The following is a 15,402-nucleotide window of genomic DNA, read 5'->3' on the forward strand; positions in this document are numbered from 1 at the left end:
ACGACACGCCCCATACAATCCCCGACGTGAGTCCCGCCCCACGCTCCGTCGCCGTCGTCGCCACCGACGGGATGCTGCACTTCGAGCTGGCCGTGGCCTACGAGGTCTTCGGCTCCGCCCCGGCCGCGCTGCCAGGCCCCTGGTACGACGTCCGGGTGTGCGGCACGCACGCCGTGCGGGTCGGCCGTTTCCTGCTGGAGCCGGACTGCGGGCTCGACGGGCTGGCCGACGTCGACACCGTGATCGTGCCCGCCCTGGCCGACGTCGACGTGGATCCGCCGGCCGACCTGGTCGAGGCGGTGCGCGCGGCGCACGAGTCGGGCGCCCGGGTGGTCTCGCTGTGCACGGGCGCGTTCGTGCTCGCCGCAGCGGGCCTGCTGGACGGGCTGCGGGCCACCACGCACTGGGCCCACGCCGAGGACCTCGCCGCACGCCATCCCCGGGTGACGGTGGACCCGGACGTGCTCTACGTCGACAACGGCAGCGTGCTCACCTCCGCGGGCAAGGCCGCGGCGATGGACCTGTGCCTGCACCTGGTCCGCCGCGACCACGGCTCGGCCGTCGCCAACGCGTTCGCCCGCCGCCTGGTGGTGCCGCCCCACCGGGCCGGCGGCCAGGCCCAGTTCGTCACCACGCCGGTGCCCGCCGAGGACGGCCACCCCCTGGCCGAGCTGCTGCCGTGGGTGATGCGGCGGCTGGACCAGCCGCTCACGGTGGAGGACCTGGCGCGTCAGGCGAACATGAGCTCGCGCCACCTCGCCCGCCACTTCCGCTCGGTGACCGGCACCACCCCGCTGCAGTGGGTGCTGACGCAGCGGATTCGCCGCGCGCAGGAGCTGCTGGAGGCCACGGACGACAGCGTGGACACCATCGCGTCGGCGGCGGGGATGGGCACGGCCACGACGCTGCGCCGCCACTTCCACCGCACCGTCGGCGTGCCGCCGGACGCCTACCGCCGCGCCTTCCGCGCGTGAGGACGACCGCTGCCGCCGCCCCTGCCTAGCCCTGCCGGGCGTCCTTGACGAACACCATCGCGTCGATGTCGGTCAGGTGCGCCGGGTCCAGCGGCGAGTAGCCGTGCCAGGGCGAGACGCGCGGAGCGGGTGCCGCGTCGCCCAGAGCAGCGGCCAGCCGGCGGGCGTCGACGACGTACCGGTCCTGCGGCAGCGCGTACAGCATCCCCTCGACCGTGTCCGGAGGCGGGTCGTCCACGCCGTGGTGGCGGATCGTGCCCAGGGCCGTGGCGACGAAGGCGTACCCGTCGCCCAGTCGGGCGGCGACGATCGCGCCGGCACCCCACCACCGCACCGACTGGCCGCCCATCCGCATCTCGCTCCTGTTCCGCTGCAGGTGGCCGTTGTGGGCGTTGACCAGCGCCGGGCCTCGCTCGGCGACGGCGAGCAGGTTGGCCGCCATCATCGAGTCCCGCACGGCCAGCAGCCGCGCCATGCGCCCCGGTGACGTGTCGGCCATGCAGGAGTGGTAGCGCAGCAGGCCGGTGGCGGTGCGCCCGTACAGTCGCGCCCGGTCCCACTCGTCCGGCGTGGATGCCGCGACGAGCTGTGGCGCCTGCGCGTCGAGCAGCGCCACGAGGTCGTCGGTGAGCAGCCGCAGCCGCGCGGCCTCGGGCGTCTGCCCCACGGACCGGGAGGGGTCCCTCATCGCGGCGGGGTTGGTCCACCGGTCGTCGTCGCCGAGCAGACGGTCGAGCGTGTCGGCCGTGCAGGGGAGCAGGTCGGCGTCGGCCCGGGCGGCGAGGTGGTCGTGGAGCGCGGTGAGGGCCTGCCGAGGGCTGGCCGCGCCGGTGATCTCCAGCGGGCCGTCGAACCCGGCGAAGCGCAGCCGCTCGGACGCGGGCCTGCCCTCGTTGTACGCGCGCATCCAGCGCACCAGCTCGCGGTTGCCCGGGAAGGCGCCCCACCCGTGGCTGAAGCCGCGCTCCATCACCTCGTCGAGGGTGCCCCTGCCGGACGTGACGTGGTCGTCCACGACCAGGCCCGTCAGGCAGTCGCTCTCGACGGCGATCGTCCGGTAGCCCTCCTGCTCGACGAGTTGTCGGAACAGTTCGTTGCGTACGCCGAGCAGGGTTTCCTCGCCGTGGGTGGGCTCGCCCAGGGCGAGCAGCCGGGGCCGGGGCGGGAACAGCCGCATGACGGTCGCGGCCTCGACGGCATGGGCGGTGTCCTTGGCGCCAACAGTCATGACCTCGACCGTATCGCTGAACCTTCGGGTCAACCCCCCGCGCACGTTGCGCAGGACAACGGCGTGAAACCTTAAAAAGGGTGGACAACCCGCAGGGCACGCCGGGGACGACTCCGTTGCGGCCGGAGCCGCCCCCGGACGGGCCTGCCCCGCACGGATGCCGCAGGGCATCGCGCGCGGCGGCGGTGTCGCCGTCAGTCCCCGGGCAGCACGGTGAAGGCGAACCCGGTGCTTGTCGGGCGGTGCGGTGGAACGTCGCACTTGATCCGGCGCAGCGCCTCGGTCCTGCTGAGGCCGAGCCCTTGCGCGATGAGCCGTTCCGGGCGGACCGGCACCGGATCTGCGAAGACGACCTCCACCCTGACCGGCCACGCCACGGCGTGCCACGCCGACGGCGTGTCCAACCGCCAGGACTCCGTCCAGTCGAGGGTGAAGTGGTGGCGTCGGGCGAGCAGCGGATCCAACAGTCGAGACGCCACCAGGTCCGGATCGTTGGCGTGATAGCCGTCGAGCTCGGTCGGGTCCAGGGATCTGACCGGCGTTCGCTCGTGCACGGTGAGCTTGCTCGTCCGGTCGCAGGACACGCACCGGACGAGCAGCCACACGTCCAGCAGGTTGCCGTTGGCGTTGACGCGGAACTTGCCATCGCCGACGGTGGCCGATTCCGACCGGCAGCGCGGGCATCGCAGTGACAGCAGAGGCAGCCTGGTCCGACGCACGAACCAGGGCAGCACGATATGAGGTTGTGAAGACATGATCTCTCTAGACCTGACACGAGGCCGATTGCGCGCGGCCTCAGACGCTGTACGAACGGGCGCGCGAGGGCAGCCCGGAGGAGCCGACCGGAGGGTCGGCTTGAACAAGCGCGTAGGAAGACGTCAGGTCTAGAGAGCAGGCGGGGTCACGCGGTTCGTCCTCTGTCCGCACAGCGAAGGGGTCGGCAGGCAAGCTACGGAAAGGCGGGGGGAGGGTTCAACCGGTTTCCGGCGGGGATGGCGCCCTACAGCTCGTGGGGGAGCGCGTCCAGGAGATGTCGTGGGGCTCGTTCTCGCCTCCGGATGCCGGCCAGCGCCCGGGCGGCCTGAGATCGCACCCAGCTGTCCGGGTCGTCGGCGCAGGTCAGCAACAGCGCCTCCGTCTCGTCGTCGGACCACGAGCGCAAGGCTTCCACCGCGCTGCGCCTGACCTCGGGATCAACGTCGCGGACCGCGGCCATGACTGCCTCCCGAGCTCGGGGGTGACCCGCTCCGAAGACCGACCCCAGCGCACTCATCGCCTCGGATCGCACGGAGGAGTCCACGTCGGACCCGGCCTCGACGACCAGCTCGATGTATTCGTCACGCTGACTCCAGTCGAGAGCGCTCAGGCCCCACACCCCCACCCGACGCAGACCGGCGTCCTCGGCGGCGAGGCATGACATGACCTGCTCCATCGCCTCCGTGGGTGAGCCCCTGAACAGTTTGAGGACGTCACGTTGCAGGGTGCCACCGTCGTCGTTGCGGTCCTCGACGAGCGCCCGCAACAGCGCCGGCAACGCGGCGGATTCGCATGCCCCCGCCAGCACCCGCGCGATCTGGTCGCGGGCAACGGAGTCATCGGCGGCGACGTACCGATGCAGCAGTTCCTCCAGCCGGGGCTGAAGGAACCTGGCCGCCGGCCTCGCGAGCTGTTCGACCAGTCCCGCGGTACGTCGACGGCGACCGGGGTCCTGATCGCCGTCCAGCTGTAGGACCAACTCGTGGAGGGCCTGCCTCAGATCGGCTCGCCCCTGATGATTCTCGATGAGAGTTCGCCACCCGTCCAGAGAGAGGTCAGAAGCCGAAGGAGTTGAACGGTTCGGGATCGGCGCGGAAGACGCGGGCGATGTCGGTCACCGCACCGGGTCGGTGAGGGCGGATCCGGCCGGCTCCGGCCAGCACGGCGGCGGACATGCCACCCAGGTACAGGGAGCCCAACGACTGGATGTCCATCGTGAGATCCGGTCGCGTGTCCGTTCGGGTGCAGGTCGCGCCCTCGGGGGACACCGCCAGCCGCCATGTGCCGACGTTGTGCGGGCACATGGCGTCGTGTTCGATCGCGACCGTCAGCTCTGCGGTGGTGTCGTAGGCGCGCGCGGTCAGGGCGCCCGGCAGGTCGAGGATGCGCAGCCACAGGTTGTCGGACTGCCGGGTGATCCGCATGGCCCGTGGATCACGCAGCATCCAGCGCAGTGGTTCGTCCATCGGCCGGGATGGCGCGACGATCTTCCGGGTGAGGTCGAAGTCGGTCAGGAGCATCCACATCGCCCGATAGGCGTCCGGCGTCACGGCCTGGAACGCATCGACCACGAGCGTCCCGGTGTGTTCCGGCAACGCCGACCACGGGAGCCGGAAGTTCGCGACGCCGTCGAGGGTGCCGTGCGCGTCGCGACGCACCAGGTACCGCATCGGCCCGTCGGTGCCGACGGCCTCATCGGACAGGCGGTCCCACCGGCCGGGCTGGGGAGTGAGTTCGCCGACCTGGCGTTGCCGGATCTGCTCATGGATCTGCGGCCACGCCTGCCGTGCCGCCGCGGCGTCGACCAGTTCCAGCGAGCCGGCGGGAGACTCGGGGTCGATGAAGCGGGCGTCGCTGCGCTCCAGGTCCCAACGGGCGCGCATCGTCGCCGGGGAGAACCCGAAGCGCCCGTAGATGCTTCCCTCACTTGCGCTCAGAGCGGCCAGCGGCTCGCCGCGTTCCAGGGCTTCGTCGAACATCGCCTGCATCATGCCGCGCAGGAGCCCGCGCCGACGGTGGGTCGCGATCACGGCGGTTGCCGTGACGCCGCCGAACGGCACCGCACGCGGGCCCGGGGCGGTGATGGCCAGCGAGAGCATCGCCGAGCCGCCCACCAGCTTCCCGTCCACGAAGGCGGCCTGCGGATGGAAGTAGTCGTCCAACACCTCGTCGGCCCAAGCTTGCAACTGCTGCCCGGTGGCCGGCTTTCGCGGCGGCGGCCAGGCTTCCGGGCCGCCGTGCCCCGCACTGGGCGCCGGCTCCCAGTTCGGCATCCCGTTGACGTACGGCAGCACCTTGACGTAGTCGACCGCCTCGGAGCGTTCGACGGGTCGGATCTCGATCTTCACGAGCCGCATCCTTCAGGTCGGCCGGCGCCGAAGCAAAGCAGATTCAGGTAGCCGCGCACCGCGACCGGCACACCGGCGGGCGCACCGGGCACCCGGCGGCCCCTCGACCGGGATTATCGGATTACTGGCAACGATAATGCAGTAAATACTGTGGACAAATGGGACAGAACGCTGTTGCGCCATAATGACTGTTCTTGGGTAACAACAATATGCAGTATTGTTGTTACGTGTCCAAAGTGTGCCGTCGGTGCGAGAAGACCCGACCGATCGAGAGCTTCCTGAAGGCCGGCCGCGAGTTGGTCTCGTGTGCCCCGTGCCGCGAGTACGCTCGCGCCAACAACCACCGGAACCGCAGGGCCAATCCGGACAAGATCCGAGCCGACAACCTCTGGTCCTTCTACCGGATCAGGCCACAGGAGTACGACGCGCGGCGCGCGGCCCAGGACTACCGGTGCGCCATCTGCGGTAGACACGAGAGCGAACTGAAGGTCAGGTCCCGGGGCCGGCCACGACTTGACGGCACACCGAACGCCGAGCCGTTTCGCCTCGTCGTGGACCATTGCCACAACTCCCGGCAGGTACGCGGTTTGCTCTGCGGCGCATGCAACATGGGGCTCGGCGCGTTCCAGGAGTCGCCCGACGCGCTCATGGCGGCCGCCCGCTACCTCCTCGCGCGGGAGGGCGCCCGGACGGGAGCGTCAAGTTGAACGGCCTGTCTCACACCCGCCGGCGACGGAGTGGCGCAGGGAGAGGGATAGGCGATCGGCGGGCGGGCTAAGGGGTCGATGGCGAGGCGGATGCGGCGGCGAGGCAGGGCGGCTGTCCAGTCCCAGCGGAACTGAGATGTCCCACTGAGGTTGGCGGTGTTGGACCGGCCATCTGCGAGCCAGCCCACTGAATCCGATCAGTGGGCTGCTGCGTCGCCGGCTGCCACCGACGTCACGCGGCCAACGCCGTACCTGGTCGCGCTGGCGCGCGCTGGTCCCGTCCTTGACGAAGCATTGGTCGAGCGCCCGCCTGGCCTGATTGCTTAACCTGCTACGGGCCAGCTACGAGGGGAGACCGACCACCGTGACCGTCATCGACAAAATCGCCTGGATCCGGCTGGAGAACGGCGCGATCCTCAGTTCCCGCTCACGCGGCAAGGATGTCTACCACATCCCGGGCGGCAAGCGAGAGCTATCTGCGCACGCACGCTTCATGGTCGAAACGGGCGTCCCGGTGTTCTTCGCCGACCCGCCCTTGTTCTCGACACCGCCGACCGGCAGGTGACGTCCCCTTACACGGTGCCTGCGCGAGGGTGGCGGGCTGTGGGCGGCGCTCATCGGCTACGCGCGGCGGCGACGGCCGGCACGATGGCCAGTGCCAGGATGCCGCCGCCGATGGCCAGGAGAGGGTAGCCGGCAGCGGCGACGACGAAGCCCGAGGCCATGCCACCAGTGGCACCGGCGATGGCGATGGCGACGTCGACCAAGCCCTGGGTTTTGGCGCGGGTGGCCAGCGGAACGGCATCGGTGACGATCGCGGTGCCGGTGACGATGCCGAAGTTCCAGCCCAGGCCCAACAGCGCGAGGGCCACCGCGAGCGGGGCGACGGAGTCGCCGGGGGCGCTGGCGGCGACGATTCCGGCGGCCAGCAGGATCAGCCCGGAGGCGCCGGCGATCGTGAGGCGGTCGTAGCGGTCGACGAGCCAGCCGGTCAGAGGTGAGGGCAAGTACATCGCGCCGATGTGGATGCCAATGACGAGGCCAGGGGCTGCGGTGCCGTGGCCGTGGTCGTGCATGTGGATGGGCGTCATCGTCATGATCGCGACCATGGCCAGCTGGGTGAGCACCATGACCAGCGCGCCTACCAGCACCCCGGAGCGGCGCCTTTCGACCGTCGGGCGCGGCCGACCGCTGGCATCGCCCGGCTGCGCGTACGCCGCGGCGGTGCGTTCGGCCTTCAGCGCGCGGGCCAGCAACAGCGGGTCGGGGCGCAGCCAGATGGCCAGAACCAAGGCGGCCATCGCGTAAGCGGCACCGGCGAGAAGGAACGGCCCGGCCAGGTGGGGGATGCCGAGGGTGTGAGCTAGGTCGCCGGTGGGCGCGATGAGGTTGGGACCGACCACGCCGCCCAGGGTGGTGGCGACCAGCACGGTGGACACGGCGCGGGCGCGGCGCGCAGGGGCGGCCAGATCGGCTCCGGCGTAGCGGGCTTGCAGGTTGGTGGACATGCCGGCGCCGTAGACGAACAGGGCGAAAAACAGCAGAACGGGGTTGCCGGCGACGGCGGCAGCGATGACGCCCGCGCTGCCGACGGCACCGGCCAGATAACCGGCGGCAAGGCCAGGGCGGCGGCCGCGGGCTTGAGAGATGCGCCCGACGGCGACGGCCGCCAGCACCGAACCGGCGGTGCCCAGGGCACTGGGCAGACCAGCAAGGCTGGTGGAGTTGAGCATGTCCTGCGCGAGCAGGGCACCGACGGTCACGCCGGCCGCCAGGCCGGCGCCGCTGAGGCCCTGAGCGGCGACCAAGACGATCAGGATGCGGCGCTGCACCTGGGAACGCGGGAGGTCCTCGATCCGGGCAGGCACGGTAGTCGTCACGAGAAAGTTTCTTTCCATAGGCGTGACCCCGGCCGAACGGCGCCATCGGCGCGGTTCCGACGGATGAGGTCGACGGGAGGCGACGGGGCAGGCCGATCGGAAGGCGACGCGTGGGGCGATGGGGTTATGGGTGGGGTCGGATTCGGGAGGCGTCGACGGGTTGGCGGCTATCCGATGACGAGGAAACGTGAACGAGGAGCGCGTAGCCCGGCTCGACGGGAAGTTCCGATTACGCGGCGGGAGGTGGAACTTCGACCGTTTCCCGCCCGCGTCCGCATCGACAAGCCCTGGATGACGCCCGCGATCAAGCCGGGGAAGTTCCGCCTCCGGTTGAACCCGGAACGCTCTTGTCGTACCCCCCGGCGATGATGCTCCGATAAGCGTCAGCGCCTCCGAACAGCCGGCGCCGCAGCTGCGGACCCCCGCCAAGCGTAAGGCCCGCGAGCTGGCCAAACACCTACACGGCGAACGCCCGGACTACACATACCTCAAGAGGTGTTCCGACACCTGCGCGCCGACCTCGACGTCGAGGTCACCACCACGGCGAAGAAGCTGCCATTCGTCCCCACCGAGGAGCAGCTGCGCGCCTTCTACGCACAGGTGTGGCGTGGTGGCCGCTCCGGCGACATCATGCTCATCCGCACCTTCATGTTCACCGGCGTGCGCGTCGCCGAACTGGTGGCGATCCGCGCCGACGACGTCGACCTCGACGGCTGTCGGATCAGGATCACCGACGGCAAGGGCGGCAGAGACCGCTGCGTGCCCTTCCCTGCCACCTTCGCGATGGTGCTGAAGGTCCACATCGGAAATCTACTCGTAGATGTCCCGGGTCTGCTGCACTGGCAGGTGACAGGTGCAGTCACGCGGCCTGGCCACGGCCTAAGCCAGCTACGACGGAACACCGAAGTAAGTACGGCTGATCTTGCAGAGGTCAAGCCGGTCGCCAAGAGCAGAGTTCCGCCCCGACCGGCCGGTACCGCCGATGAGGTACCGCCGCGATCGGGGCGGAGCTCTGCATCTGCTGGCCACCGCCATCGCCGAGGGCCGGGGCCTGCCCTCGGTGAGCGGCGTGCTGGCCGGCGCCGCCTACCGCCTGCTGCTGGCCTGGCGGCGGGGCCCCGGCCCGCGGCTAGCGCAGGTGCCGGGCGAAGAACCCGGCCGCGTCCTCCCCTGCGAACTGCGGGACACCGGTGTGTCCGCCCATGTTGGCGTGCAGCGTTTTCTCCTTGGAGCCGAAGGCGTCGAACAGGTCCAAGGCCGCCTGCCGGTCGTTGCCTTCGTCATCCCACTGCAGCAGGACATGCAGCGGAATGGTGACCTGGCGGGCTTCCTCGAACATGGCGCGCGGTACGAAGCTCCCAGCGAAGAAGCCGGCGGCCACGATGCGGGGCTCGACCACCGCAAGCCGGACGCCGATGGAGATCACTCCTCCCGAGTACCCGACCGGGCCGCCGATCTCGGGCAGCGACAGGAGGGCATCCAGGGCGGCCTGCCATTCGGGGACCGCCTTGTCGACGAGCGGGAGGATGAGGGCGTCGATGATCTCGTCGCTGACCGGCTCACCGGCCTCCAGCGCCCGGCGTAGATCGGCGTGGGCCTGCTCGGCGGCGGCCCAACGGGGCCGGTCACCGCTGCCGGGGAGCTCGATGGTGGCTGCGGCGAAGCCATCCGCCGCGGCGTGCCGGGCCCGCGCCACCAGACGGGGGTAAATCCTGCGCAGTCCGAGCGGGGGGTGGCCGAGCAGGATCAGCGGGACCGGTGCGGACGCGGACGCGGATGCGGGCGTCCACAGGATGCCGGGGATCTCGCCGAGGGTGAACTCGCGCTCGAGGACGCCGTCATCGAGGCGCTGCTCAGTAGTGAATTGCATGGTCGTGCCTTTCGGGAGTGCTCGCGAAACGGCGCTCCCGGACGACCTATCGCCCGACCGTGACCCCAGAGGGGAGCACCCATGTCGAAACGTTCACGGGTACCACCTCCTCGGTCTCTGGCACGGCCTCCGGAAACTAGCAGCGGCCACCGTGATCCGCCAAACGTGTTTTCTGCGGAGGCTCCCTGGCCGGATGCCACGGACAGGCCGCATGCGGTCAGGTGCGATGTGAGTTCACCGGATCACGTCCAACGACGTGGCCCCGGTGTTCCCTTCCTGAGTCCCGCCCTGTCCCGAACCGCGGTTCAGGGCACGATCATGCCTCGACCTCGTTGGCAGACGACAGCTGCGCACGAAGCTGGACTCGACGACGTGTGACACCATCGACCGGTTCCTCACGCCCGACCAGCATCCGAGAAGCGGGGACTCGATGAGGGCCGACCACTACGACGGCTTTGCCGAGAGCTACTCGAAGGAAAACGAGTCGGGCCTCTTCAACGCCCACTACGAGCGACCGGCGATGCTCAGGCTCGCCGGCGACGTCCGCGGTCGTCGGATACTCGATGCGGGGTGTGGCGCCGGCCCCCTCTTCGAGGCCCTCCGGGCGAGGGGTGCCGTCATGAGCGGTTTCGACTCCAGCCCGGCCATGGTCGAGCTGGCGCGAAAGAGACTGGGTGAGGACGCCGACCTGCGGGTGGCCGACCTCAGTCTGCCGCTGCCGTTCGCCGACGGCACGTTCGACGATGTCGTCGTCTCGCTCGTGCTGCACTACCTGCGGGACTGGAAGGCGCCGCTGTCCGAGCTGCGGCGCGTGCTCAAGCCCGGTGGCCGTCTCCTCCTGTCGGTCAACCACCCCCGCGTCCTCGAGTCGAGCGATCCCAGCGCCGACTACTTCTCCGTCACCCAGTACTCGGACGAGTACGTGTTCGGCGACGAGCGCGCGGTGCTGACCTTCTGGCACCGGCCCTTGCACGCGATGAGCGACGCGTTCAGCGAGGCCGGCTTCCGCATCGCGGTCATCAGCGAGCCTCCCTTCTCGCCCGACACCCCACGCGAACTCCTTCCGCCGGAGCTGGGCGACCGGACGGCCTTCATCTGCTTCATCTTCTTCCTCCTGGAAGCGCACTGACGACCGCGCGCTGCACACCCGCGAAAATTTTCGACGCTGCTTCAGCCGTTGGGATGCCGTCGGCGCGACGGCCAGGGCGTCGGGGGTCTCCGGCAGGGCCGCCCGCCGACTACGATCAACCCTCGACTTCGGAGTCGATTCCCAACCCCTCCATCGCAGACATCAGGACAGGCAGTGAAACAGAAGACGGATGCCGTCCATCGATCGCGTCGCTTCGTTCTGCGGCAGAACGGCTCTGAGTCAACCGTTTCGCGGCTCGCCGCCGAGCGGGCATGGCAGAAGATCGGTGAAACGGTCGACAAGGGCTTCCGGAAAAAGGCCCTGCACGTCGCCTCGGAGATGTCGCCGGGGGTCAGGCTCAGCTATCTGAGTGACAGCAGAGCGAAGACCGCGTACGTGGTCATCACGAGCGAGTCCGTCTCGGACCTCGACCCTCACGTGGCTCAGCTCATGAGCGCGGGCCTGGATTTCCACACATCCGACGAGCTTCTCCATGAGGTGACGTCGGCGGGCACCGCCAAGAGCAAGGGGCTGGCGCTCGTGCGGTCGGGGATCGGAGCGCCGAAAAGCCCGACGACTCCCTACGTGCGCGCCTTCTTCGCAGCGATGCGAAGCTCGTCGCCGCAGGTGCGCATGAGTGGAATCACGGCCATCGGATATGCCGAATGGCCCATGTTCGTGGAGCTGCTGGATGCCGTCGCGGCGGAAGATGACGACAAGGAAGTGAGGACTCACGCCCAGAGCATGGCCAGCGCGTTCCGGAGAGCGTAAGGATCGGCCGGTTCACCCACGCCGACCCGCGCCTCTCCAGGAGACACCGGTCGTTCCCGACGACCTGCACCAGGCCGCGCGCCTTCAGGGGCCGGCACACGTCATCGTTACGCGCGGCGGCGACGCGTACGCGGAGCACCGCCCGCAGCCCCGTCCCGCATGGGGTGAGCCGGCGTCCGGTCAGCCACCGTGCCGCGTCCCTCACCGAGGGCGGAGACGAGGTGGTCGACGCCTTCACCCGGGCCGGCCTGGCCGGCCGGCTCGACCTGGGCTGAGCCGTCGGACGCCCGGTCAGCGTGCGCCCGGGCGGGTCAGGCGCGCGCGCCGCCGAAGCCGAGCAGGACGGCGAGGCCCAGCGCGCTGCGCGGGGCGTACGGCACCCGCCACAACCCGCCGTGCGCGGCGCCGTACGCCTCGTCCTGCCAGGGGTGCGGCAGCGCCGGGCCGCCGGTGCGCAGGGCGTGCACCAGGAGCGCGGCCATCAGGGTGTTGCTGGTCGCCGGCTCGAACACCTCGATGCCGAAGCGGTGCGCGCCCGCGTACGCGGCGGCGAGGGCGCGGTTGCGCACCACCGAGCGGGTGCGGGTGGGGGGTGCCACCGCGAACGACACCGTCGTCCCCGCATCCCGGGCCACCGTCGCCCGCCACCGCTGGAGCCGTTTCGCCAGCGCGTAGTTGGGACCCTGCTGCGGGACGAGGCTGTCGTTGACGCCGGGGTCGGCGTCCGGCGGGTAGTTGCGGTGCAGGAGCCTGCCGCCGGAGGCGACCCGCAGCGACCGGCGGACGATGCCGCGGGCGGCGTAGCCCCGTTCGGCGTGCCGCACCGCGTCGCCGGGCACGGCGAAGACGTCGGTGGGGGTGGCCAGGAACGCGAGCGCCACGTCGTCGCGGCGGTCCTGCAACCGCAGCGTCAGCGCGTCGACGGCGGTGGCGACCCGAACGTTGGTCGCGCCGTCGGCGTAGACGTAGTTGCCCAGCACGAGCCGGCCGTCGACGCCGAGCAGCCAGTCGGCGACCTGGGGGAGGTGGTGCAGCAGGTCGGCGCCCGCGCGGGCGGCGAGCGCGCCGTCGTCGGGGTCGGTGCCGGCCGGCACCGGCAGGTGCAGCCGGCCGCCGGAGCGGCGCGCCGTGTGCAGCAGGCGTCGCCAGATCTCCGGTCGCGGCAGGTCGACGGCGACGACGTCGCCGCCCCAGCGCAGCACCGACGGCAGCGGGCCCATCTCCGCGCCCGCCCCGAGCACCACGACGCGCTGGTCGCGCAGGTCGAGCCAGTCCGGGTTCGCCATGACGGCACGTACCGCGTCGGCGCAGGACGGTTCGACGACGCCGGCGGCGACCCACGCGTCGAGCCGGCGGTGCAGGTCGTCGCCGCGCAGCCGCCGGCCCCGGTACGGCAGGGACAGCTCGCGCTCGGCCTCCGCGGTGCCGGCGACCGTCGCCGTGTGCAGCGGCGCGGCGTCGGCGGGGGCGGTGAACACCTCGGCGAGGCCGGTTTCGGTGCCGTCGGCGCGCACCACGGTCATGCGCCGGTGCAGGGAGGCGAGCCCGTCCCGGGCGATCGTCACCGCGGCGTCGCGGGAGAGCAGGCCCGCCTCGACGAGCCGCCGGAAGTGCCCGAGGTAGCCGTGCCGCCAGTTGGTCTCGTGTTCGGCCGAGTGCGCGCCCACCGGGTCGACGGCGCGCAGGGCGTCGGCGACGACCGCCCGTCCGAGCGCGGAGGTGCTGCGCCCCGCGTCGGTTGTCGGGAACACCACCCCGGTCGGACCTTCCACGGCCACCGCCCTCCCGTACCGGCCCGTGGGGCCGCCCTCGATCGTCGGTGCCACTCTGCCGTACCCGGCGGCGGCGCGCAGCGCCCGGGTCCCGCGCGGCGCCGGTGGTCCTGGGCGGGCCGATCCGACCGGGCAGCCCACCGCCTCAGGTCCGGGTCGGTACGCGCAGCCGGCCGTCGACCATCTCGGCGACGGCGTCGACGCGGTCGAGGTGGCCCCGGTCGTGGGTGACCAGCACCGTGGCGGTGCCGCGCTGCCGGGTGAGCCCGGTGAGCAGGTCGACGATCGCCGCGCCGCGCTCGTGGTCCAGCGCGCTGGTCGGCTCGTCGACGAGCAACACCGCCGGGTCGTTCATCAGGGCACGGGCGATGTTGATCCGCTGGCGTTGCCCGCCGGAGAGCTGGTGCGGACGACGCCCGGCCTGCCCGGTCAGCCCCACCGCGGCCAGCAGTTCGGCGGCGCGCTCGCGACCGGCCCGACGCGGGCCGCCGCCGAGGTGGGTGATCACCTCCAGCTGTTCGGTGGCGGTCAGCGAGGCGATGAGGTGGGGCTGCTGGAAGACGATCCCGACCTTTTCGCGCCGCAGGGCGGTGGCCTGCCGGCGGCTCAGGCCGGTGGTGTCGGCGCCGGCGAGGACGACCCGGCCCGAGTCGGGGGTGATCAGGGTGGCGGCCACCGCCAGCAGGCTCGACTTGCCGGAGCCGGACGGGCCGACGACGGCGGTCGTGGTGCCTGCCGGCACGCGCAGGCTGACCCGGTCGAGCGCGGTCAGCCGGGCGTCGCCGTCCGGGTAGGTGAGGGTGACGTCGGTCAGGTCCAGGCTCATCGGGCGCTCCCCAGGGCGGTCAGCGGGTCGACGGAGGTGATGCGGCGCACGGACAGGGCGGCGCCGGCGGCGCCGAGGACCACCATCACGGCGGCCGGCAGCAGGACGGATCCGACGGTGAGCGCGAACGGCACCGTGCCGGACGCCGCCGCGCCGATCGCCACCGCCAGCCCGGTGCCGGCGGCCGTGCCGGCGAGCAGCAGCGCCAGGGCCTGCCCCAGGGCGTCGCGCAGCAGGTGGCCCGTGGTGGCGCCGAGCGCCTTCAGCACTGCCACGTCGGGGCCCCGCTGGATGGTCCACACGGTGAAGAACGCGCCGACCACCAGGGCGGAGATCGCGAACAGCATGCCGCGCATGAGCTGGAGCGAGCCGTTCTCGGCGGTGTGCGAGCCGATCGCGGACAGCGCCGCCGCGCGGGTGACGGTGCGGGTGCCGGCCTGCCGGTCGGCGGCGGCCAGGTCGACGTCACCGGCGGTGGTCAGCGCGATGACGGTGGCGGAGTCGGCGGGCGCGCCGGGGGCGAGGCGCTGCCAGTCGGTCAGGTCGGTCCAGACGACCGGGGTGTGGCTGTGGGAGGCGTCGCCGGCCACCGCGGCCACGGTCAGTCGCCGCCCGCCGACGACCACCTCCTGGCCCGGGCGGGCGTCGAGGGCCTCGGCCGCGCCACGTGACAGCACGGCCTGCCCGGCGCCGACGGGGCCGGGCGCCAGCCGCGAGTCGGGCGCGACACCGAACGCGGACAGCGCGGCGGTGCGGTCGCCGGCGCTGACCCTCGTGGTGGTGATGCCGAGCGGGGCGGCGCGCGTCACGCCCGGCACGGCGCGCCACTGCCGCCACTGCCGCGCCGTCACGGTCGACTCGGTGAAGGAGAGCTTCTGCCCACCGACGGGGGCGGAGAAGGCGAGGTGGTCGGCGGGCAGGTCGGTGATCGCCGAGGTGCTGCCCCGGCCCAGGCCGGCGGTCAGGCCGGAGAGCAGGACGACCAGCAGCGTCATCAGTGTGACGACCGTGCCCATCAGGGCGAACCGGCCCCTGGCGAACCGTAGGTCTCTCCACGCGACGAACACGAGCGCATCAGCCTTCCGTTGGCGGGAGGGCCGCGGCGGCGACCCGGCACCAACCCTGGCCCGGTCCCCGCCGG

The 15,402-nt window shown here is 71.6% G+C and carries 13 protein-coding genes and 2 pseudogenes; 6 read left to right on the top strand and 9 right to left on the bottom strand.

The features are described 5' to 3' along the window. Positions 1 to 26 precede the first annotated feature (26 nt). Complete coding sequence (locus tag GA0070606_RS30830; protein ID WP_091106801.1) at positions 27 to 974, top strand: GlxA family transcriptional regulator; 948 nt, start codon at positions 27 to 29, stop codon at positions 972 to 974. 25 nt (positions 975 to 999) lie between these two features. On the opposite strand, the gene GA0070606_RS30835 is transcribed toward GA0070606_RS30830, so the two are convergent. From GA0070606_RS30835 to GA0070606_RS30850, 4 genes are all read right to left on the bottom strand, one after another. Then, complete coding sequence (locus GA0070606_RS30835) at positions 1,000 to 2,202, bottom strand: erythromycin esterase family protein (RefSeq protein WP_091106803.1); 1,203 nt, start codon at positions 2,200 to 2,202, stop codon at positions 1,000 to 1,002. A gap of 194 nt (positions 2,203 to 2,396) precedes the next feature. Beyond that, on the bottom strand, positions 2,397 to 2,936 hold the full coding sequence (locus GA0070606_RS30840; RefSeq protein WP_245724885.1) for a DUF1062 domain-containing protein: 540 nt from the start codon (positions 2,934 to 2,936) through the stop codon (positions 2,397 to 2,399). Positions 2,937 to 3,202: 266 nt separating this feature from the next. After that, on the bottom strand, positions 3,203 to 3,937 hold the full coding sequence (locus tag GA0070606_RS30845) for a HEAT repeat domain-containing protein (RefSeq protein ID WP_091106806.1): 735 nt from the start codon (positions 3,935 to 3,937) through the stop codon (positions 3,203 to 3,205). A gap of 76 nt (positions 3,938 to 4,013) precedes the next feature. Beyond that, positions 4,014 to 5,306, bottom strand: coding sequence for a GNAT family N-acetyltransferase (locus GA0070606_RS30850; protein ID WP_218106108.1), 1,293 nt, complete (start codon positions 5,304 to 5,306; stop codon positions 4,014 to 4,016). A gap of 227 nt (positions 5,307 to 5,533) precedes the next feature. On the opposite strand from GA0070606_RS30850, the gene GA0070606_RS30855 reads away from it, so the two are divergent. Both GA0070606_RS30855 and GA0070606_RS30860 read left to right on the top strand, forming a co-directional pair. Then, positions 5,534 to 6,013, top strand: coding sequence for an endonuclease domain-containing protein (locus GA0070606_RS30855; protein ID WP_176737484.1), 480 nt, complete (start codon positions 5,534 to 5,536; stop codon positions 6,011 to 6,013). A 364-nt stretch (positions 6,014 to 6,377) separates the two neighbouring features. Beyond that, a pseudogene (locus tag GA0070606_RS30860) lies at positions 6,378 to 6,485 on the top strand (DNA mismatch repair protein MutT); the annotation flags it as partial. Between the two features lie 142 nt (positions 6,486 to 6,627). On the opposite strand, the gene GA0070606_RS30865 reads toward GA0070606_RS30860, so the two are convergent. After that, positions 6,628 to 7,893, bottom strand: a complete 1,266-nt coding sequence (locus tag GA0070606_RS30865) for an MFS transporter (RefSeq protein ID WP_218106110.1) — start codon at positions 7,891 to 7,893, stop codon at positions 6,628 to 6,630. Positions 7,894 to 8,541: 648 nt separating this feature from the next. On the opposite strand from GA0070606_RS30865, the pseudogene GA0070606_RS34100 reads away from it, so the two are divergent. Beyond that, positions 8,542 to 8,643: pseudogene (locus tag GA0070606_RS34100) on the top strand (hypothetical protein); the annotation flags it as partial. A 379-nt stretch (positions 8,644 to 9,022) separates the two neighbouring features. Here GA0070606_RS34100 and GA0070606_RS30875 read toward each other — a convergent pair. Then, positions 9,023 to 9,763, bottom strand: coding sequence for an alpha/beta hydrolase (locus tag GA0070606_RS30875; protein WP_091106814.1), 741 nt, complete (start codon positions 9,761 to 9,763; stop codon positions 9,023 to 9,025). Between the two features lie 430 nt (positions 9,764 to 10,193). On the opposite strand from GA0070606_RS30875, the gene GA0070606_RS30885 reads away from it, so the two are divergent. Both GA0070606_RS30885 and GA0070606_RS30890 read left to right on the top strand, forming a co-directional pair. Further along, a complete protein-coding gene (locus GA0070606_RS30885) occupies positions 10,194 to 10,892 on the top strand; it encodes a class I SAM-dependent methyltransferase (protein ID WP_091106817.1) in 699 nt (232 codons plus the stop codon). A 174-nt stretch (positions 10,893 to 11,066) separates the two neighbouring features. Continuing rightward, the gene (locus GA0070606_RS30890; protein ID WP_091106819.1) at positions 11,067 to 11,663 is read left to right on the top strand and encodes a hypothetical protein; all 597 of its coding nucleotides are present in this window, start codon (positions 11,067 to 11,069) and stop codon (positions 11,661 to 11,663) included. Between the two features lie 311 nt (positions 11,664 to 11,974). Here the strand turns inward: GA0070606_RS30890 and GA0070606_RS30895 are convergent, their stop codons facing one another. The 3 genes from GA0070606_RS30895 to GA0070606_RS30905 form a co-directional block, all read right to left on the bottom strand. Next, positions 11,975 to 13,441, bottom strand: a complete 1,467-nt coding sequence (locus tag GA0070606_RS30895) for a hypothetical protein (RefSeq protein WP_245724886.1) — start codon at positions 13,439 to 13,441, stop codon at positions 11,975 to 11,977. 139 nt (positions 13,442 to 13,580) lie between these two features. Next, entirely contained in the window at positions 13,581 to 14,261 is a 681-nt protein-coding gene (locus GA0070606_RS30900; protein WP_091106821.1) for an ABC transporter ATP-binding protein, read from the bottom strand. Beyond that, entirely contained in the window at positions 14,258 to 15,277 is a 1,020-nt protein-coding gene (locus tag GA0070606_RS30905; protein WP_245724887.1) for an ABC transporter permease, read from the bottom strand. Before GA0070606_RS30905 ends, GA0070606_RS30900 begins: the two co-directional genes overlap by 4 nt. Between the last annotated feature and the right edge of the window lie 125 nt (positions 15,278 to 15,402).

Source organism: Micromonospora citrea (assembly GCF_900090315.1).
In the GTDB taxonomy this organism is placed as follows: domain Bacteria; phylum Actinomycetota; class Actinomycetes; order Mycobacteriales; family Micromonosporaceae; genus Micromonospora; species Micromonospora citrea.